This window comes from Streptomyces sp. NPDC013457 (genome assembly GCF_043089925.1).
Taxonomy (GTDB): Bacteria; Actinomycetota; Actinomycetes; order Streptomycetales; family Streptomycetaceae; genus Streptomyces.
On the sequence record NZ_JBICBL010000004.1, the window covers coordinates 298123 to 318131 of the forward strand.

Sequence of the window (20009 nt, forward strand, 5' to 3'; positions counted from 1 at the left end):
AAGGTGAGCCCGTCCAAGTCGACGCCCGGTCAACGCGACGCAGCCGCCTTCGTCGTGCGGCCGCGTCCGAGCGCGCAGACGCAGAGCGCCGTCGCGACGAGCATGACCAGGGCGGCTCCGCCTGCCGCCCAGTTCAGGGCGTCGGTGAAGGCGGTGCGGGCCGCGTCGAGGACGGGTCCGGGGGTGGTGAGCGCGCCGCCGAGGGTCTCGCGGGCCGCCGCCGGGGCGGAGGCCGGCATGGCGTCGGTGTAGACGGCGGCGCCGATCGAGCCGAGGAGCGCCATGCCGAGCGAGCCGCCGAGTTCCGTGCCCGATTCGAGGACGGCGGCCGCGGCGCCCGCCCGCTCGGGCGGGGCCGCGCCCAGGGCGCTCTCGTTGGCGAGCGTCATGGCGGAGACGAGCCCGGAGGCGTAGACGGTGGCGGCCGTGAGCAGCGCCCAGAGCGGGGTGTCGGTACCGAGGAGGGTCAGCGAGGCGAAGCCGCCCGCGGAGAGCAGGAATCCGCCCGCCATCACGTACGCCCGGTCGAACCGCCGGGCGAGCGCGGCGCCGAGCGGGGCGGCGACCATGACGCCCGCCGACGGGACGAGGCTCAGCAGCGCCGCCTCGAACGGGCTCCGGCCGAGGACGGACTGGAGGTACTGGGTGACGAAGACGGCGAAGCCGACCGTGGCGAGCATCGCGAGCAGGTTGGCGAGGACCGAGCCTCCGAACGCCCGCGTGCGCAGCAGCGCCAGGTCCACCATCGGCTCCGCGAGCCGGCTCTGACGGCGCAGGAAGACCAGGGCGACGAGCAGGCCCGCCGTGACGGTGAGGAGCGGGAGCGGCCTGGCGCCCTTCTCGGTGATCTCCTTGATGCCGTGGATCAGGGGCAGCAGCGCGGCCAGGGAGAGGAGCGCGCTGGGCCAGTCGAACCGGCCGGGCGCACCGGGGCCCCTGGACTCCGGCAGGAGGACCGGGCCGAGGAGCAGGAGCAGGAGCATCGCGGGCAGGTTGAGGAGGAACACCGAGCCCCACCAGAAGTGTTCGACGAGGGCTCCGCTGACGACCGGGCCGAGCGAGATCCCGCCGGCCATGACGGCGGTCCAGGTGGTGACGGCCTTGGCCCGCTGGGCCTCGTCGCGGAAGAGCGTGCGGATCAGGGCCAGCGTGGACGGCATCAGGCACGCCCCCGCGACGCCGAGCAGTGCGCGGGCGGCGATCAGTGTGCCGGGGCTGTGGGCGTAGGCGGCGGCGAGGGAGGCGGCGCCGAAGAGGCCCGCTCCGAAGAGCAGCAGTCGGCGGCGGCCGATCCGGTCGCCCAACGCCCCCATGGTGATGAGGAGTCCGGCGAGCACGAAGCCGTACATGTCGAGGATCCAGAGCTGTTCGGTGGCCCCGGGGCGCAGGTCGGCGCTGATGGACGGGATGGCGAAGTAGAGGACGGAGACGTCCATGGAGACGAGGAGCAGCGGCAGCATCAGCACGCCGAGCGCGGTCCATTCGCGGCGGCCGGCGAGGGACTCTTCCGGTGGTGTCGTGAGCGTCATGCGGGGAGCGAAACAGCCCTGTGCGTACGGTGCCACCCTCGCCCTAGTGCGCCCCGCGTACGAGCAGTGAACCCCCAGGTCGTTCGCGTGTACGGGGCGTCAGGTGCACTAGTACACTGCCCGCCGTGACGACGCTGCCGCCCTACCTCGCCATCGCCGCCGAGATCCGTCGCCGGATCGGAGCGGGGGAGCTCTCCCCGGGCGACCGCGTCCCCTCCACCCGCGCCATCACCCGCGAGTGGGGCGTGGCGATGGCCACGGCCACGAAGGCCCTCGCGGCGCTGCGCCAGGAGGGCCTCGTCCGGGTCGAGCCGGGTGTCGGAACGGTGGTGGTCATGGCCGGATCGCCGAGCGGTCCGGCCGCGAAGGACCTGACGCGTGAGCGGATCGTCCGGGTCGCGCTCGAACTCGCCGACGCCGAGGGGCTGTCGGCGCTGTCCATGCGCAGGATCGCGACGCGGCTCGGCACGTCGACGATGGCGCTCTACCGGCATGTGCCGGGCAAGGGCGAGTTGGTGCGGCTGATGACGGACGCGGTCTGCGGAGAGGTGCCGTTGGGGCCGGTGCCGGCGGACTGGCGTACGGGGATGGAGCAGGCGGCCCGATGGCTGCGCGCGGTCTACGCGCGGCACCGCTGGATGGCGCACGCGATGGCCTCGTTCACGCGGCCGATCGCGTCACCGAACGCGATGGCGTACACGGAGTGGGTGCTCGGCGTGCTGCGGGGAACGCCCCTGACGCCGTTCGAGAAGATCCACACGCATCTGGTGATCTTCGCCTATGTCCAAGGAGTGGCCATGGCCGACGACTTGGAGGAGCAGGCGCGGCAGGACTCGGGGATCTCGGACGGCGAGTGGATGGAGCGGAACGAGCCACGCTACGACGCGATCTCGGGCGGTGGCGCGTACCCGCTGCTCAACAGTCTGGGCGAGGGCGAGGACTTCGCGCTCGACCTTGAGACGCTCTTCGAATTCGGGCTGCGGAGAACGCTGGACGGCGTCGCGGCCATGATCGACGAAACGTCCGGTTAACGAACACGACCATTCGGGCACCGGACGATTTCCGGCCAACTTGTTGACGCGCTCCTGACAGATACGTGTCACCCCTGCCACTCTCTCCCCGACTCGTCAGTGAGTTCGTGCTCCACAGCTCTGTTTGCTCTGCCCGGGCGACCCACCCAGCCGTCCGGTACCCCCCTCGCAAAAGGAGTCTGCGTGAGATCCACGCCCAGCCGTCGCGCCACCGCGACCGGCGCCCTGATCGCTGCCGCCGCCATGATCGCCGTCACCGTCCAGACGGGTTCCGCCACCGCGGCGGACACCGCCGGACCGGCCGCGGTCGCCCCGAAGGCCCTGGCAGCGAACCCCGGCAAGCTGCCCGCCGATCTGTCCCCCGCCCAGCGCACCGCGCTGATACGCGCGGCGGACGCCGACAAGGCGGCGACCGCCAAGTCCCTCGGCCTCGGCGCACAGGAGAAGCTCGTCGTCCGGGACGTCGTCCAGGACCGCGACGGCACCACGCACACGCGCTACGAGCGCACCTACGCCGGCCTCCCGGTCCTCGGTGGCGACCTGGTCGTCCAGGAGACCAAGGCCGGTGTGACGCAGGGCGTCACCAAGGCCTCCCGCGCGGAGCTGAAGAACGTCGACACGACCGCCGACGTCGCCCCGGCCGCCGCCGAGCGGCAGGCGCTCGGTGCCGCCGCCGCGGAGGGCTCGAAGAAGACCTCCGCCGAGCGCGCCCCGCGCAAGGTCGTCTGGATGGCGCAGGGTTCGCCCGTCCTCGCGTACGAGACCGTCGTCGGCGGCCTCCAGCACGACGGCACCCCGAACGAGCTGCACGTCGTCACCGACGCCACCAGCGGCGCGAAGCTGTACGAGTGGCAGGCCGTCCACACCGGTACCGGCAACACGCAGTACAGCGGCCAGGTGACGCTGGGCACCGCGCCGTCGTACACGCTGACCGACACCGGCCGCGGCAACCACAAGACGTACAACCTCAACCGCGGTACGTCCGGCACCGGAACGCTCTTCTCCGGCTCCGACGACGTCTGGGGCGACGGCACCGCCACCAACCCCGAGACCGCGGGCGCTGACGCGCACTTCGGCGCCGCTGTCACCTGGGACTACTACAAGAACGTGCACGGCCGCTCCGGCATCCGCGGTGACGGCGTCGGCGCCTACTCCCGGGTCCACTACGGCAACGCGTACGTCAACGCCTTCTGGCAGGACTCCTGCTTCTGCATGACGTACGGAGACGGCTCGGGCAACACCAAGCCGCTCACCTCGATCGACGTCGCCGCGCACGAGATGACGCACGGCGTCACCTCCAACACGGCCGGCCTGGTCTACAGCGGTGAGTCCGGCGGTCTGAACGAGGCCACCTCCGACATCTTCGCGGCGGCCGTCGAGTTCTACGCCAACAACGCCCAGGACAAGGGCGACTACCTCGTCGGCGAGAAGATCGACATCCGCGGCAACGGCACCCCGCTGCGCTACATGGACAAGCCGAGCAAGGACGGCTCGTCCAAGGACGCCTGGTACTCGGGCATCGGCGGCATCGACGTCCACTACTCCTCGGGCCCGGCGAACCACTGGTTCTACCTGCTCTCCGAGGGCAGCGGCGCCAAGACCGTCAACGGCGTCAACTACGACTCGCCGACCTCCGACGGCCTGCCCGTCACCGGCATCGGCCGCGACAAGGCCGCCCTGATCTGGTTCAAGGCGCTCACCACCAAGTTCAGCTCGAACACCAACTACGCCGGTGCGCGCACCGGTACGGTCGCGGTGGCCACCGAGCTGTACGGCGCCGGCAGCCCCGAGGTCCTGGCCGTCGAGCACGCCTGGGCCGGCATCAACGTGGGCTCGCGCCCCGGCGGCGGCAACCCGAACCCGGGCAAGGTCTTCGAGAACACGGCCGACGTGTCCATCCCGGACAACGGCGCCGCGGTGACCTCGACGGTCAACGTCACCGGCATCACCGGCAACGCGCCCTCGAACCTCGCGGTGGACGTCAACATCGTCCACACCTACCGCGGTGACCTCGTCGTCGACCTCGTCGCCCCCGACGGCTCGGTCTACAACCTGCACAACCGGTCCGGCGGCAGCGCCGACAACATCGTGCAGACCTACACCGTGAACGCCTCCTCGGAGGTCGCCAACGGTGCCTGGAAGCTCCGTGTCCAGGACCGGGCCGCGATCGACACCGGCTACATCAACAGCGTCAAGCTCACCTTCCCGTAACACCGGGTGAGTGAGTGACGGACGCCCGGGGGGCTCGTGCCCTCCGGGCGTCCGCCTGTTCGTACGGCGGCGCGACGGTGCGGGGCGGGGGCTTGCGGGCGGCTGCCAGGATGGGTCCATGGAGCCGAATGAGATCGCCGTGATCAGGGTGCTCGTCGCGGACGACGAGGCGATGATCCGGGCCGGGGTGAAGGCGATCCTCGCCGCGGATCGGGGGGTCGAGGTGGTCGCGGAGGCGGGCGACGGCCGGGAGGCCGTCGAGCTGGCCCGCCGCCATCTGCCCGACGTGGTCCTCCTCGACATCCGGATGCCGAGGCTCGACGGGCTCGGGGCGGCGGAGGAGCTGCGCCGGGTGGTACCGGACGCGGCGGTGCTGATGCTGACCACGTTCTCGGAGGACGCGTACATCGCCCGGGCCCTGGGCTCGGGCGCGGCCGGTTTCCTGCTGAAGTCGGGCGACCCGAGGGAACTGCTCGCCGGGGTACGGGCGGTGGCCGACGGGGCCGCCTTCCTCTCCCCCGAGGTGACCCGCCGCGTGATCGCCCACCTCCCGGCCGGCCGTCTCTCGCGCGCGGCGGAGGCACGGGAACGGCTGGAGCCGCTGACGGTCCGGGAGCGCGATGTGGTGGCCCTGGTCGGCGCGGGCCTGTCGAACGGCGAGATCGCCGCCCGCCTGTACGTCGTGGAGGGCACGGTCAAGGCCCACGTGAGCGCCGTCCTCGCCCGCCTCGGCCTGAAGAACCGTGTGCAGCTGGCGATCCTGGCGTACGAGGCGGGCATGGTGGAGGAGCCGGACGCGGCGGAGGCGTAGCCCGACCCCACTTTCGTCGGGGGCGGGCCGGCAGGCGGGTGCGGGAAGCTGGGGGGATGTGGGGTGGACGACTTCGGGAGACGGTGCTCGACCTGGGGCTGTGGGGGGTGCTCGTCGTCCCCGTGCTGCTGCGGCTCGATCCGAACGACGGCGGCTCCTGGGGGCAGGTCGCGATGGGGGTCGTCGGGCTCGGTGCCGGTGTGGCCGTCTGCCGCACCCGGCCGCTGCTCGCGCTCGCCCTCGCCGTCGCGCTGAGCCTCGCCACCTCCCCGGAGCTGTTCACCCCTCCGTACGCGCTGGCGCTCGTCGTCTTCGGCTACCTCGCCGGGCGCCGGCGGCGGCACACCCGGGCCGCGCTCGCCCTCTTCGCCGCGATCGCGGCGCTCGGCTTCGCCCTCGTCCCGCTCTCCGACGGCAACGTCTCCCAGGGCTTCACCGTCGTCCTGGCCCTCGCCCTGGCGGTCGTCGCCCCCTGGCTGACGGGCCGATACGTGCGTCAGTACGCCCGTCTCGTGCGCGCGGGCTGGGAGCTGGCCGCGCGCATGGAGCGCGAGCAGGCCGCCGTCGCCGACCGTGAGCGGCTCCGCGAGCGCTCCCGGATCGCGGGCGACATGCACGACTCCCTCGGCCACGACCTCGCGCTGATCGCGCTGCGGGCAGCGGCGCTCGAGGTCGATCCGGGGCTCGGTGCCCGGCAGCAGGCCGCGGCCGGAGAGCTGCGCGTGGCGGCGGCCCACGCGACGGCCCGGCTGCGGGACATCATCGGCGTTCTGCGGACGGACGACGAGCAGGGGCCGGACGCCGCCCCGACGACCCCGGTCGCGGAGACGGTCGAGGAGGTCGTGGAGCGCTCGCGCGCCTCCGGGCTGTCGGTCGAGCTGACGCTGACGGGGCGGCCGGGTGAGGACACACCGCCGATGGTCGACCGGGCGGCCCACCGGCTGGTCGTCGAGTCCCTCACGAACGCGGCCAAGCATGCCCCGGGCGCCCCGGTCCGGGTCGCGCTGGAGCGTACGGACGACACACTGACGGTGTCGGTGACCAACGGACCGGGGGCGGGGACGCGGACGACCGGTGCCGCGCCGGGCCGCACGCAGGCGCAGGCGCAGACGCAGACGCAGACACGGACTCAGGCACAGGCGCACGCGCAGGCGCAGATGCAGCGGGGCGACGGCATGTCACGGCGTGTACGGGCAGCCGCCCCGGGCGCCCCCGGCGGCACCGGTCTCGTCGGGCTCGACGAGCGTGTGCGCCTGGCCGGGGGGCGGCTGACCCACGGGGCCCGGGCGGACGGCGGGTTCGCCGTACGGGCCGTCCTGCCGCTCGTGCCCGGTGCCACGGCGGCGCCCTCCCCCGCCCGGCCCGCCGCACCCGCCTCCGTACGGGAGAGGGACCGCGCCCGGCAGGAGGTGCGGCGCGGTCTCGCGCAGGCGATCTGGATCCCGCTCGCGCTGGTCGCCGCGCTCGGCGTCGTGATGCTGGTCTTCGGTCTGTGGACGCAGTCCCGGTCCTTCCTGGACCGCGACGACTACACCGGGCTCCGTGTCGGCGACCCGCTCTCCGCGGACGCCGAGCGGCTGCCCCCACACCCCCTGGACGGGCCGCCCGCCTCCGCCCCGCCCGAGCCGCCCGGCATGGACGCGTGTCTGTACTACCGGGCGGCGATGACGGCCTCCGTGCCCGTCTACCGCCTGTGTCTCGTCGACGGGCGGCTGGCCGCCAAGGCGGTCGTCGGGTGAGCCGCCGTCAGTTCGGGTTGCCGGCGTGGGTCAGGGTCTCCCAGGAGACGAAGTAGTTGTCCGTGCCGGAGGGCCGGCGCGCCTCGGTGTAGATCCCGGTGTTCGTCATGCCGATCCCCATCCGGCCGTTGAGGGCGTTGTAGCCCATCTCGGTCACGTTCCCGAGGCCCTTCTTCACCGTGCCGCCGCAGAGCCAGGACGGGACCGCCGTGCCGTTCTCGTACCTGGTGTGGAAGCCGAGCGCGTGCCGCAGCCGCTCGGAGACCTGGGGGTACAGGTCCCCGCCCTGGATCCGGCTGGTCTCGGCGGTGTGGACGGCCGCTGCGAGGCCCCAGCCGGTGTGGCCGAAGTCCCGGCAGGTCTCCTGGGAGAGGCCGTCGGCGAAGGTGGACTGGCCCTGCCAGTACTTCACTATCTCGTCGCGGGTGTCGATGCCGCTGTTCGGCGGCGGCTTGGGCGTGGCGCCGTCGGCGGTCAGGTAGATGTACGCGGGGACCCGGCCGAGATAGGTCTTCACGGCCGTGTCGTAGGCCGCGCGGTCCTCCAGGTGGACGGCGATGCCGAGCGCGGCCTCGGTCATGATGAGTTCCCAGTTGCCGTTCTTCGTCGCGGCCCCGTTGATGATCTCGGGGAGGTAGACGGTGCGCAGCATGGTCGCGAAGCGGCCGGAGTTCGCCCAGCCGCCGGTGTAGGTGTGCTTGATGATCTCGGCCGCCCGGGGCCAGGAGGAGCCGGCCCAGCCGGTCTGGAGCGGGGCGTTGGAGTTGGTGTGGTCCTTGATCACGGCCGACCACGCGTCCATGATCTCGATCGCCTTCCGCGCGTGGCGGTCGTCCCTGGAGATGTACCAGGCCAGCGCCTGGGTGTAGGCGGCGACGGCGTCCTGCCGCTCGTCCGTGCAGCCGTGGTTGGGGTTGGAGGAGGAGCCGCACTCGACGATCGCGCGCGGCTTGGGGGCGCGCGTGAGGGAGGCGTAGGAACTCGCCATCATGTGGTCGTAGGCGCTCTTCCAGGGCTGCGCCCCGGCCTGCACCTTCGACCGTACGAAGTCGAGTTGCGGCCGGGACACGACGACCCCGGGGTGGGTGAAGGCCGCCGGGGCGGCGGCCGATGCGGGGGCGGCGGCCCGGACCGGGGACGCCGCCGCCCGCTCGGGTCCTGCGGAGGCCGTCGGGGCGAGCGCGACGGCGAGGACCGCGGCGAGACTCGCCGCGAGGGCGGGGACCAGGGTTGTGAGGCGCATGTGGGGGGTGCCTTCCGTTCCTGTATGTGGACGACGCGCGGGTGAATGAACTCCGCGTCGAGCGTGGAACGTAAAGGCGACTCATGGACACGTCAAGACCCTGGTCCATACCTGTGTCAGCGCATCAGGACCCCCGCCCCCTCGCGCGTCGCCTCCGTCGGCAGGGTCACCAGACCCAGCTCCGCCGCAGAGGCCAGCAGCCGGTGGGCGGGCAACACCCGGACCGTGCAGCCGAAGGAGCCCGTACGGTCCAGGACGAGGGAGCCCTCGTAGGGCACCCTGCCCTCCAGGTCCGGGCCGCCTCCCGCGGGCTTCAGCACGCACACCCGGGTGTCCACCAGGGCGTCGTCCGGGGTGACGCGGCCGGCCACCGCCTGCACCTCGATGTCGTCCGGCAGGAGGTCGCCGAGCGCCACGCTGACCCTCACTGCCGTGGTCGCGCCGAGCTCCGCGTCGGCCAGGTCCTCGCCGATCTCGCCCACCTCGATGTGGTCGACCGCCACCTTCGACCAGCCGCCCCGCACGCGGGACTTCCACCCCGCGAGTTCCCGCGCGGCCCCCGGCGCCAGAGCCCGGTGGGCCCGCGCCGCCGGGGCGTACAGCCGCTCCACGTACTCGCGCACCATCCGGTCGGCGAGCACCTTCGGGCCGAGGTCGCTCAGCGTCCTTCGGACCATCTCGGTCCAGCGGACCGGCACGCCGTCCGGTCCCCGGTCGTAGAAGCGGGGCGCGACCCGGCGCTCGATCAGCTCGTAGAGCGCGGCCGCCTCCAGGTCGTCGCGGCGCTCCTCGTCGGTCGCCGACGCCCCGTCGGCCGTGGGGATGGCCCAGCCGAAGTCGGACTCGTACCACTCGTCCCACCAGCCGTCCAGGACCGAGAGGTTGAGACAGCCGTTCAGGGCCGCCTTCATCCCGCTCGTCCCACAGGCCTCCAGCGGGCGCAGCGGATTGTTCAGCCAGACGTCACAGCCCGGGTAGAGCCTGCGCGCCATGGCCATGCCGTAGTCGGGCAGGAAGACGATCCGGTGCCGCACCCGCGGGTCGTCGGCGAACCGCACCAGCTCCTGCACGAGCCGCTTCCCGCCGTGGTCGGCCGGGTGCGCCTTGCCCGCCACGACGAGCTGCACGGGCCGCTCGGGGTGGAGCAGCAGCGCCCGCAGCCGGTCGCGGTCGCGCAGCATCAGCGTGAGCCGCTTGTACGAGGGGACCCTGCGCGCGAACCCGATGGTGAGCACGTCCGGGTCCAGGACGGTGTCGGTCCAGCCGAGTTCGGCCGCCCCCGCCCCCCGCTGCCGCCAGGAGTGCCGCACCCGCTCCCGTACCTCGGTCACGAGCTGTTCGCGCAGGGAGCGGCGCAGCTCCCACAGCTCCCGGTCGTCGGCCCCCTCGGCGCGGCGGCCGACCTCGGGCGCGGTCCAGGTCGGCGCGTGGACACCGTTGGTGATCGAGCCGATGGGCACCTCCTCCGGGTCGAAGCCCGGCCAGAGACCGGCGAACATCTCGCGGCTGACCGAGCCGTGGAGGGTGGAGACGCCGTTGGCGCGCTGGGCGAGCCTCAGCCCCATGGCGGCCATGTTGAAGAGACCGGGTTCGCCGCCGAGGGGGGTCTCGTCGCCGAGGGCGAGGATCCGGCCGACGTCGACGCCGACGAGCTCGCCGTCCTCGCCGAGATGGCGGGCGACGAGGCTCCGCTCGAAGCGGTCGATGCCGGCGGGGACGGGGGTGTGGGTGGTGAAGACCGTCCCGGCGCGGACGGTCTCCAGGGCCGCGTCGAAGTCGAGGCCCCGCTCGGCCAGTTCCCTGATGCGTTCGAGGCCCAGGAAGCCGGCGTGGCCCTCGTTGGTGTGGAAGACCTCGGGCGCGGGGGTGCCGGTGAGCCGGCAGTACGTGCGGACGGCGCGGACGCCGCCGATGCCGAGCAGCATCTCCTGGAGAAGCCGGTGCTCGCTGCCGCCGCCGTACAGCCGGTCGGTGACCTCGCGTTCGGCCGGCGCGTTCCCCTCGACGTCGGAGTCGAGCATCAGCAGCGGTACGCGTCCCACCTGGGCGGTCCAGATGTGGGCGACCAGGGAGCGGCCGCCGGGCAGCGCGAGGGTGACCCGGGCGGGGCTGCCGTCGCCCTCCCGGAGGAGGGTCACGGGCAGCTCGCCGGGGTCGAGGACGGGGTACTGCTCCTGCTGCCAGCCCTCGCGGGAGAGCGACTGGCGGAAGTAGCCGTGCCGGTAGAGCAGGCCGACGCCGATGAGCGGTACGCCGAGGTCGCTGGCGGCCTTCAGATGGTCGCCGGCCAGGATGCCGAGGCCGCCGGAGTACTGGGGCAGGGCCGCGGCGACCCCGAACTCGGGTGAGAAGTAGGCGATGCAGGCGGGCAGGTCCCCGTGCCGCTCTCGCTCCTCCTGGTACCAGCGGGGGGCGTGCAGATAGTGGTCGAGGTCCTCGGCCGCGGCGCGCAGCCGGGCCTGGAAGTCCTCGTCACTGGCGAGGGCGGTGAGGCGGGCGGCGGAGACGGAGCCCAGCAGACGGACCGGGTCGAGGTCGTCGGCACGGCGGTCCGCGGCCCGGCCGGCGCGGTCGGGGTCGACGGAGTCGAAGAGCTCACGGGTCGGGTCGTGCCAGGACCAGCGCAGGTTCCGCGCGAGGTCGGTGAGGGGTCGAAGGGTGTCGGGGAGGACGGGACGCACGGTGAATCGACGGATTGCCTTCACGTGTTCCACCTTCGCAGGGGATGACGGAGCGGAGCCGACGCACCACGCTGTGCGGCCGGTCGTGCATCCACCGAAGGTAGGCCAACCCGCGCTCCCGGGCCACGGCGCGCGGGGGTGGTGCCGTGGCCCGGGAGGGGCGTCAGCGCGGCGCGCGCACGTGTGGGGCGCCGACGTACGGCGCGCCGACGCGCGGGGTGTCGGCGCGTGGGGTGCCGGCGCGTGGGGTGCCGTTTCGTGCTTCGTGATCGCTTCGTGCCTCGTGGCCGCTGTGCGGCTCGTGGCCGCTGTGGAGCTCGTGACCGCTTCGCACCTCGTAGGGCGAGCCTTCGTTCACGGTGGCGGGGTCGGCCGCGCCGCTGACGGCGTAGCGTGCGGCGACGGCGGCCAGCTCGGCGGCGGGGATCACCTGGTGGATGTCGGTGAAGCCGTGCGGCGCCCGCTCGTGCGCCATGCTGATGACGACCTCGGGGCCGAGCCTGCGGTTGGCGCGCTGCAGTTCGGTGGTGACGGGCCTGCGGGCCGCTTCGTAGGCGGCGAGGGCCTCGGCCGGGTCGTGGTGGAGCGCGAGGGAGTGGGCGAGGGCGCGCGCGTCGAGGATGGACTGCGAGGCGCCGTTGGAGCCCACCGGGTACATGGCGTGGGCCGCGTCGCCGATGAGGGTGGTCCGGCCGTGGCTCCACCGGGTCAGCGGCTCGCGGTCGACCATCGGGTACTCGTGGGCGGTGTCGGCGGCCCTGAGGACGTCGGTGACGCTGACGCCGTCGAACTCCCAGCCCTCGTAGTGGTGCAGGAAGGACTCCACGGAGACGGGACGGTTCCAGTCGCCGAGGTAGCGCTCGTCCGCCGTGTCGGCCGGCCGGGCGAGCGCCCAGTTCACCAGGACCTCGCGGGTCGGGCCGGAGGGCTCGCTCATCGGGTAGACCACGGCCTTCTGGCGGTCGTCGCCCGCGATGAGCATGAAGGTGCCGACGGACCGGGCCGGCATCCGGGACACGCCGCGCCACACCAGGGTCCCGTTCCACGGCGGGGCGCCCTCGCCGGGGTTGAGCGCCGCCCGGACCGCCGAGCGGATGCCGTCCGCGCCGACGAGCACGTCCGGTTCGAGGGAGGCCCGGCCCCGGACGGCACCGTCCCGGTGGACCAGCTGGATCCGGGGGCGGCCGTCGGGGAGCGGTTCGACGCCGGTCACCCGGACGCCGGTCACCAGGGCTGCGGCGCCGAGCCGTTCCCGTACCGCCTCGGCCAGGACCTGCTGGAGGTGGGCGCGGTGGATGGAGAGCTGGGGCCACCGGTAGCCGGCGCCCAGGCCCCGGGGTTCCCGGGCGATCAGGCCGCCGGAACGGTGGTAGTAGCGCAGCTCGCGGGTGCGCAGGGCCCCGGCTTCGAGGCGGGGCAGGAGGCCCAGCGCGTCGAGTTCGCGGACCGCGTGGGGCATCAGGTTGAGTCCGGCGCCGACGGGGCGGTTCTCCCGGACGGACTCGACGACCGTGACGCGGTCGAATCCCGCGGCGTGCAGGGACAGGGCGGCGGTGAGGCCCGCGATGCCGCCGCCGGCGACGACGACGTGAAGGAGTCCGCCGTCCGGTACGGGCGGGGTGTGCGGAGCGGGATACCTCATCGGAGCCCCCCTGGGCGGCCGGCGGCGTAGGCCCGAGGGGCGTACGCGGGGGCGGCGGAGGACGCGACGGCCGAGGTGACGGGGGAGGTGGCTGCGGCGGCCGGAGCTGACCGGGGAGCGGCGTGGGCCGCCTGGGAGCGGGCCGTCGTGGAGCGGGCCGTCGTGGACCGGGCGGTCGCCCGGGACGGGGCCGCCCCCGACACGCCCTGGGAGGCGCGGCGTACCAGCGTCTCGTTGTCCCTGGTCAGATCGAGTATCGAGCGCAGCAGGGCGACGGGCGCGCCGCCGCTGCCCTCGTCGTACAGCCGCACGTCGTCGGCGTAGGCCTTGCGGGCGATGCCGATGTGCCGGGCGCGGAAGGTCTTGAGGATCTTCAGGACCCGGCCGAGCGCGTGGGCGGAGGCGGCCAGTTGCGGCGGCAGCCGGTCGCCGCTCTCCCAGCTGACGGCGGCCGAGAGCTTGCTGACGGCGGAGATCCCGCCGGCGTACCGGGCGTGGAACTCCCGCCAGGACGGCAGGCTGTACTCGACCGAGTCGGCGAGGAAGGCGTCGTACGCCGCGTCGGAGCGGTCGCACTGCCAGAGCGTCAGGTCGATCAGCCAGAGGGGGACCTGGGCGGCGGCGGGGCCGAGGTAGTCGCGCCCGTCGACGTCGATCTCCTCGAAGTACGGGCGCAGGGTGAGCGCGAAGTACTCCGGGCTGACATGGGCGACGGTGAAGTCGATGGCGTCGACGATGGACTGGACGTGGTGGGCGGTGCGGTCGAGCGCGACCGCGAAGCCTGGGTCGTACGGCTCCAGCGTGGCGAGCCGCGCGCAGGTGTCGAGGGCGGCGACCAGGCCGGGGAAGGTCATCCGGACGGCCTCCTGGAGCCGGCCCTCCATGGGGTCGCCGGTGTACATGCGCTGGCGCGGGCCGAGCGGGTTCCAGGTCGTGTAGTGGTGGACGGTGTCCCGCGGCACCATGTCGGTGCGGCGGCCGAGGAGTTCCAGGATCGGGACGACCTCGGGGACGGCGGCCGCGGGCTGCGTGCCGTGACGTTTCAGCGAACCGAGCAGGATGCCGAGGTCGCGCATCGCGGCGAGCGCGTCGACGACGCTCCACTCGACGGCGAGTTCGCGGTCCGGGAGGAGGGCCCGCAGCGCGACGGTGAGCGCGGGCACATCGGCGTGTTCGTTCATCGCGGGCACCGCGGCGAGCAGGGCGTCGGCGCCGAGTGGATCGGCGTCGCGTATGTCGGCTATGCGATAGCGCGGGTCGCCGCGTTCCTCGAGTCGGGGTGCGACAAGGTCGTACAGGGCCAACGGAAATGCCCCCTCCATTTGGGGCGCGTTCACCTCCGGGCGCCTCGCGCGCGTGTCGACGGTCGGTCGCGCTTCGGTCCCGCGTTCCTCGGGACCTGCGCGCGATCTCCCCTCTCGACACCCGCGACGCCCTTCGGTTCACTCGCCGGGTCTACGTGGTCACCGCGGTCACCGAAGTCATCGCGGCCATCGCGATCATCGCGGTCGCCGAGGTGATCGCGTCATCGCGTTCACCGAGGCCGTCGCGGTCATCGCGGTTCGGCCACGCGCCCCTGACGTGGCGGCGCCGGGGCGGGCGTGGGCAGGCGCAAGCGTAAGGAGGTCACGGCGGCGACGGCGGCAAAGGCCCCGCCGACGAGCAGAGCGGCCCTGAATCCGTCGGTCCGCGCGGCCGCGTTGGCCGATTCGCCATGGGTGGCGGCGACGGCCACGAGGACGGCGAGACCGAGCACCGAGCCGAACTGCTGGGCGGTGTTGACGAGTCCGGAGGCGAGACCGGTCTCCTCGGGGGCGGCGTCGGCGGTGGCGGCCACGTTGGTGGCGACCATGACCAGCGGCAGGGCGGCGCCGAGCAGCAGGCTCGGCGCGAGGACGGTGGTGACGAACGTGCCGTCGGGCCGGAGCGCGAGGGCGAGCCAGACGGTGCCGGCGCACAGCAGCGTGAAGCCGAGCGTCATGGTCCGGGTCAGGCCGAGGCGGAATATGAGCCGGCCGGTCTGCGGGGCGACCGCGACGACGACGAGGGAGAGCGGCAGGAGTCCGAGCCCGCCGCCGAGCGGGGCGTACCCGACGACGCTCTGCAGATAGAGGCTGACCAGGAAGAACATCGGGAACAGCGTCATCTGGGCGAGGGCGCTGAGCAGGTTGGCGAGCCGGAGCGCGGGGCGGGCGAGGACGGCGGGCGGGACGAGGGGCCGGGCGGTACGGGTCTCGACGACGGCGAACACGGCGAGCAGGACGAGGCCGGCGCCGCCCGCTCCGAGGGTCGGCACGGAGAGCCATCCGTGCGCGGCGGACCCGACGAGCGCGTACGCGACGAGGGCGAGCCCGGCGGTGGCGGTGAGCGCGCCGGCGAGGTCGAAGCCGGGTGCCTGGGCGGTCTTGGGGGTTCCGCGCAGGACGGCGGACCCCCACAGGGCCAGTACGGCGGCGGCGAGGACGTTGAGCCAGAAGGTGGAGCGCCAGCTCAGGAGGTCGGTGAGCACCCCGCCGAGTACGGTGCCGAGGACGCCGCCCAGACCACCCATCGCGGCGAACGCGCCGAGCGCCTTGTGCCGGGCGGGCCCGTCGGGGAAGAGGACGAGCAGCAGGGCGAACGCCGCGGCCGCGGCGAACGCGGCTCCGACGCCCTGCGCGGCCCGGGCGGCGACCAGGACACCAGCGCTCGGCGCGAGCCCGCCGAGCGCGGAGGCGGCGGCGAGCAGCACGAGTCCGGCCCGGAACACACGCCGGTGTCCGAGCAGGTCGGCGGCGCGCCCGCCGAGCAGCAACAGCCCGCCGAAGGCGATGAGATACGCGTTGGCCACCCAGGACAGGCCGGCGGAGCCCGCCCCGAGGTCCTCCCCGACGGAGGGCAGGGCGACGTTGACGATCGCGGTGTCGAGGATCAGAAGGAGCTGGGTGGCGGCGAGCAGCGGGAGGGCGCCACGGGGGACGCGGCCGGCCGTCACGGGGAGGCCTCCGCGCAGATACCGCACGAAGCCGCCGGCCGGCGCCCCCAACCGGGATCCGGCTCGCTCACCCCAAGCCGGCCCCAGCCGGGGTCCGGCTCGCTCACCCCGCGCCGGCCCCAGCCGGGATCCCCTTTCCTCCGGGGCGCGGTCACTTCGTCGTACCCAGGTCGTAGCCGTCCAGGCAGGTCTGGGCGAGGCTCTCGCAGGCGTCCGCGGCCCCGGCCCACGTCTGCATGGTGAGGTAGACGTGCGGGGCGCCCTGGTAGAAGCGCTCGTACTGCTCGTGGCGGCCGGCGAACTCCGAACCGAGGGCGTCCCAGGCGAGCTTGAGGAGCTTGAGCCGGCCCTCGGCGGGGTCGCCGGGGGTCCGGACGTAACGCTGGACGAGCGGTCCGAGCTCGGGGTGGAGCAGATCGCGTCCACTGGCCGGGGTCTGGATGATCGCCCCGCCGGCGAGCAGCTTGATGTCCGCCAGGGCCCGCGGGTACAGCTCGCCGGCCATGATGCGCTGGGCGAAGGAGATCTCCTGCCCGGGCCGTACACCGCCCCGCCCGCCGTCGACGGGCTCGTGGGACGCCTCGGCGCCGAGGACGAACGCCTTGGCCTGGGCGACCATCCCGAGGAGCCGCCCGATGGCCTGGGTGACCTGCGGAATGCTCTCCGTACCGTTGGACCGGGCGAGCAGGATCGCGAGTCCGGTGAGGAACTCCAGCTTGGTCCAGAACCGGGTGGCGGACTGGTGCACGAAGTTCACGTACGCCGGCGTCTCCCACCACATGGCGGCGGTCGCGGCGACGTCGCGGTAGGTCAGCACGCGGTCCCAGGGAACGAAGACGTCGTCACAGACCAGCAGCGCGTCGTTCTCGTCGTAACGGGAGGAGAGGGGCTGGTCGAACACGGACCGGGCGTTGCCCTCGTACGAGGTCCGCGAGACGAGCTTGAGCCCGGGCGTGTCGACCCGCACGGCGAAGGTGACGGCCCGATCGACCTCCCCTTCCGGGAGCGGCTCGATCGTGCCCACGAGTATCTCGTCGGCGAAGACGGCCCCGGTGCCGATGGTCTTGGCCCCGCGCACGACGATCCCGCCGTCGCGCTCCCCGACGACCCGCACGCCCTCACAGGCGGGGTCGGTGATGGTGAAGGCGCAGTGCAGCCCGCCCTCGGCGAGCCGACGGTGATAGGCGAGCGCGTTCTCACTCCCCGCGAAGTCCCCCCTGTCGAACACCCCTGGAGCGGCGGCGAACCCGGCGGCCCCTGAGGCCATGTAGTCCGGCGTACGCCCCAGGAACCCGTAACTCGCCTCGGCCCACACCTTGTACGCCCGGCGCCGCGCGACGAGATCCTCGTACGACCGGGGCACGGCGTACGCCCGGTGCACGCCGCCGGACACGAGGTCGGGCGCGTGCGGGGAGTCCCGGGCGAGGTCGAAGAGCCCGGCGAAGGAACCCGCGGTGGCCCGGAAGGCGGGGTGAGCGGTGACGTCCTTGACCCGCTCCCCGTCGAGCCAGACCTCACGCCCGTCGCGCAGCGCCTCCAGATACTCCTGCCCGGACCTCGTCACGGTGATATCGCCTCTCCTCGTGTGTCACGCCATGTACCGGACCCGAGCCTTCCCGTCACGGGACACACGAGGCAATGAACGACCGTCCACCGGTCCTTAAGAACCGGCCAGTCGCGTGGGGTTGGTGGGGCTTTTGTGGTGATCGGGCACCTCAAGGGTTCGACTGTCGCTCTAAAACGACGCCGAAGGCCTCGACAGCAGCGTGTACGTGCGCGCCTCCTCGCGGGGAGGTTTTCCGGCTGGTCGAGAACCCCCGCGGCCCGGTACCCGTCAGTGGTGTCGCGTGCGGACGCGCATCACGCCGCGCTGCACACCCCCGCCCGGTACTCGCCCGGGGTCATGCCGAACCACTTGCGGAACGCCAGGTGGAAGCCGACCGCGCTCTGGTAGCCCACCCTCGACGGGACCGCCGACTGGGGGAGGGTGGTTTCGGAGAGGAGTCGCGCTGCTTCCTGCATGCGGCGGGAGGTGAGGTGGCGGGCCGGGGATTCGCCCACCAGGGCGCGGAAGGCCGCCGTGAACGCCGAGCGGGACATGCCGACCTCGCGTGCCAGGGAGTCGATCGTCCAGGGCTGGGCGAAGCGGGTCGCGATCATCACCATCGCCTGGCTGATGCCCGGGTGGCGCAGCAGGGGCAGCGACGTCGGGTTGTCGGCCAGGTCCCGCAGCAGGGGGCGCAGCGCGAGGACCAGGGCCATCTCGAAGGCGCGCAGGGTGATGAGGCGGTCGCCCGGGCCCACGGGGCGGTCCGGGGAGGCGAGCAGGCGCAGGGTGTCGCGGAGCAGCGGCTCGCGGTCGACCTGGGCGCCGTCCAGGACCAGGGCCCAGGGCAGCGAGGTGTAGAGCGTGCTCGCCGCGCTGGCGTCGTAGTGGAGTCCGGCGCACAGCAGCCGGCTCACCGCTCCGGTGCCGTCGATGCGGATCTCCCCCGACGTGCCGGGCCGCCGCTCGGGCAGTACGGCCTTGAGCGGGACGCCCTGGCGGTCCGGGCGGTCGGAGAGCCGGTGGGCGGTGCCGGTCGGGAAGACGATCAGGTCGCCGGCGCTCAGCTCCAGCGGGGCCTGGCCGTCGCCCGTGATCCAGCAGCCGCCCTCCACGATGTAGTGGAGCACGGCACAGCTCTGCTCCGCGTCGCCCTCGATGGCCCAGGGCGCGCGGACGTGCCACCGGCTGTCGAAGACGCCGGTCAGGCGGAGCGGTTTGAGCAGCTCGCTCAGGAGGTCCTCTGCCTCGTCATCCTCACGCCGGTCGTCACGGTCGGTTGCCACGGTGTCCATGGACGATCCTTCAACTTCCGCCCCGGTTTGTTAATTGAACGGTGTGAGCCGCCGCCGCCAGCCTGAGAAAGACGTCATGGCAGCAGCCATACCTTATCGAAGGGCCTCAACGACACATGTCCAGTCAGATTCCGATGCGGGTCGCGGTCGTCGGAGCGACCGGTTTCCAGGGCGGCGCGATCGCGCGTCTGCTGGTCGAGCGCCACCACCGGGTCCGGACGCTCACCCGGCGTCCCTCGGGGGACCGCCCCCCGCTGCCCGGCGCCTTCTTCGTCGCGGGCGACCTGGCGCGCCCCGCCGACGTGCGGCGGCTCTTCGAGGGGACCACGCACGCCGTGGTGACGATGCCGCTCGTGTACGACGTGGAGCGGATACGCCGCTACGCGCGGAACGTGGCGCACGCCGCGCTGGCCGCCGGGACCGTGCGCCTGGTCTTCAACGCCAACACCCGTCTGCCGCACGGTCCGAACGCGGTCGCCGCGTTCGAGACGCGGCGGGTCGCCGAGGAGGAGCTGCGGGGCAGCGGCGTCCCGCTGGTCGTCGTACGGCCGCCGGTGTACCTGGACAACCTGTTCTCGCCCTGGAACGGGCCGGCGCTGGTGAACGAGGGAATTCTGGCCTATCCGCTGCCCGCCTCGACGCCGACGGCCTGGCTGTCGCACCGGGACCTCGCGGAGGCGGTGCACGCGGCACTGACCGTCGAGGGTCTCGAGGGCCGGACCTTCGACATCGGCGGGGCCGGGTCGCTGACGGGCGACGAACTGGCGGCCGCGTTCAGCCGGGGGCTCGGGCGTACGGTCCGGTATCTGCAGCTTCCTCCGGAGGTCTTCGAGCGCGGGCTGGGCCAGCTGCTCGGCCCGGAGACGGCGGCCGGGGTCGCCGGGATCTACCACTACATGGCGACGGGCGCCGACCCGCTGCTCCTCGCCGCCGACGACGGGGTGTCGGCGGAGGCGCTCCGGGTACGGCCCGCGCCGGTGGAGGAGTGGGTGACGCGTCAGCCGTGGCAGATGTGGTCCGGCGACGACGCGGAGGAGCAGTCCCCGTCCCCGCAGGGCTGACGCCGCGGCATGCCGGGCGGCATGCGCGCCCGACGGGCGTGAGGCCGCCGCCCACGCGCCCCCGGCCCGCTCCCACCCCGCCTCCACCCCGCCCCGGACCGCTCCCACCCCACTCCCACGCCACCTCCACCCGCCCCCGCCCCGCCTCCACCCGCCGCGCACATTCGGCCATTCGGCCCCGTCCCACAAGGACGGGGCCGGATTGTTGTGGGCACCGTGTCCTTGCACGCGCCACTACGCCCGAGT

General features: G+C 73.3%; 13 protein-coding genes. 5 read left to right on the top strand and 8 right to left on the bottom strand.

Annotation, left to right across the window (positions count from 1 at the left end; genetic code table 11):
- Window positions 1-29: 29 nt before the first annotated feature.
- Window positions 30-1529: an MFS transporter gene (locus ACF1G2_RS13190; protein ID WP_391798347.1), complete on the bottom strand. Its 1500-nt coding sequence runs from the start codon at window positions 1527-1529 to the stop codon at window positions 30-32.
- A 125-nt stretch (window positions 1530-1654) separates the two neighbouring features.
- Here ACF1G2_RS13190 and ACF1G2_RS13195 point away from each other — a divergent pair, with 125 nt between their 5' ends.
- The 4 genes from ACF1G2_RS13195 (at window position 1655) to ACF1G2_RS13210 (ending at window position 7321) form a co-directional block, all read left to right on the top strand.
- Window positions 1655-2560 (top strand): TetR/AcrR family transcriptional regulator C-terminal domain-containing protein, encoded by a 906-nt coding sequence (locus tag ACF1G2_RS13195; protein ID WP_391798348.1) that lies wholly within the window; start codon window positions 1655-1657, stop codon window positions 2558-2560.
- A gap of 183 nt (window positions 2561-2743) precedes the next feature.
- Window positions 2744-4771 (top strand): M4 family metallopeptidase, encoded by a 2028-nt coding sequence (locus ACF1G2_RS13200; RefSeq protein ID WP_391798349.1) that lies wholly within the window; start codon window positions 2744-2746, stop codon window positions 4769-4771.
- Between the two features lie 118 nt (window positions 4772-4889).
- Window positions 4890-5582, top strand: coding sequence for a response regulator (locus ACF1G2_RS13205; protein ID WP_391798350.1), 693 nt, complete (start codon window positions 4890-4892; stop codon window positions 5580-5582).
- Between the two features lie 56 nt (window positions 5583-5638).
- A complete protein-coding gene (locus ACF1G2_RS13210; protein WP_391798351.1) occupies window positions 5639-7321 on the top strand; it encodes a sensor histidine kinase in 1683 nt (560 codons plus the stop codon).
- Between the two features lie 7 nt (window positions 7322-7328).
- Here the strand turns inward: ACF1G2_RS13210 and ACF1G2_RS13215 are convergent, their stop codons facing one another.
- From ACF1G2_RS13215 to ACF1G2_RS13245, 7 genes are all read right to left on the bottom strand, one after another.
- The gene (locus tag ACF1G2_RS13215) at window positions 7329-8564 is read right to left on the bottom strand and encodes an alginate lyase family protein (protein ID WP_391798352.1); all 1236 of its coding nucleotides are present in this window, start codon (window positions 8562-8564) and stop codon (window positions 7329-7331) included.
- Window positions 8565-8680: 116 nt separating this feature from the next.
- Window positions 8681-11269 (bottom strand): alpha-glucan family phosphorylase, encoded by a 2589-nt coding sequence (glgP, locus tag ACF1G2_RS13220; RefSeq protein WP_391798353.1) that lies wholly within the window; start codon window positions 11267-11269, stop codon window positions 8681-8683.
- Window positions 11270-11408: 139 nt separating this feature from the next.
- Complete coding sequence (locus ACF1G2_RS13225) at window positions 11409-12887, bottom strand: FAD-dependent monooxygenase (protein ID WP_391798354.1); 1479 nt, start codon at window positions 12885-12887, stop codon at window positions 11409-11411.
- Window positions 12884-14209, bottom strand: coding sequence for a monodechloroaminopyrrolnitrin synthase PrnB family protein (locus ACF1G2_RS13230; protein ID WP_391798355.1), 1326 nt, complete (start codon window positions 14207-14209; stop codon window positions 12884-12886). Before ACF1G2_RS13230 ends, ACF1G2_RS13225 begins: the two co-directional genes overlap by 4 nt.
- A 230-nt stretch (window positions 14210-14439) precedes the next feature.
- A complete protein-coding gene (locus ACF1G2_RS13235; RefSeq protein ID WP_391798356.1) occupies window positions 14440-15861 on the bottom strand; it encodes an MFS transporter in 1422 nt (473 codons plus the stop codon).
- 151 nt (window positions 15862-16012) lie between these two features.
- Entirely contained in the window at window positions 16013-17425 is a 1413-nt protein-coding gene (locus ACF1G2_RS13240; RefSeq protein ID WP_391798357.1) for a 4-hydroxyphenylacetate 3-hydroxylase family protein, read from the bottom strand.
- 296 nt (window positions 17426-17721) lie between these two features.
- Complete coding sequence (locus ACF1G2_RS13245; RefSeq protein WP_391798358.1) at window positions 17722-18702, bottom strand: AraC family transcriptional regulator; 981 nt, start codon at window positions 18700-18702, stop codon at window positions 17722-17724.
- Between the two features lie 116 nt (window positions 18703-18818).
- Here ACF1G2_RS13245 and ACF1G2_RS13250 point away from each other — a divergent pair, with 116 nt between their 5' ends.
- The gene (locus ACF1G2_RS13250; RefSeq protein ID WP_391798359.1) at window positions 18819-19763 is read left to right on the top strand and encodes an SDR family oxidoreductase; all 945 of its coding nucleotides are present in this window, start codon (window positions 18819-18821) and stop codon (window positions 19761-19763) included.
- Window positions 19764-20009: the final 246 nt, after the last annotated feature.

Excerpts from the sequence above, each read along its gene's own strand:
- ACF1G2_RS13210 (WP_391798351.1), top strand. The coding sequence starts at position 5,639 with ATGTGGGGTGGACGACTTCGGGAGACGGTGCTCGACCTGGGGCTGTGG.
- ACF1G2_RS13205 (WP_391798350.1), top strand. The coding sequence starts at position 4,890 with ATGGAGCCGAATGAGATCGCCGTGATCAGGGTGCTCGTCGCGGACGAC.
- ACF1G2_RS13215 (WP_391798352.1), bottom strand. The coding sequence starts at position 8,564 with ATGCGCCTCACAACCCTGGTCCCCGCCCTCGCGGCGAGTCTCGCCGCG.
- ACF1G2_RS13230 (WP_391798355.1), bottom strand. The coding sequence starts at position 14,209 with ATGGAGGGGGCATTTCCGTTGGCCCTGTACGACCTTGTCGCACCCCGA.
- ACF1G2_RS13250 (WP_391798359.1), top strand. The coding sequence starts at position 18,819 with ATGTCCAGTCAGATTCCGATGCGGGTCGCGGTCGTCGGAGCGACCGGT.
- ACF1G2_RS13245 (WP_391798358.1), bottom strand. The coding sequence starts at position 18,702 with ATGGACACCGTGGCAACCGACCGTGACGACCGGCGTGAGGATGACGAG.
- ACF1G2_RS13190 (WP_391798347.1), bottom strand. The coding sequence starts at position 1,529 with ATGACGCTCACGACACCACCGGAAGAGTCCCTCGCCGGCCGCCGCGAA.
- ACF1G2_RS13225 (WP_391798354.1), bottom strand. The coding sequence starts at position 12,887 with ATGAGGTATCCCGCTCCGCACACCCCGCCCGTACCGGACGGCGGACTC.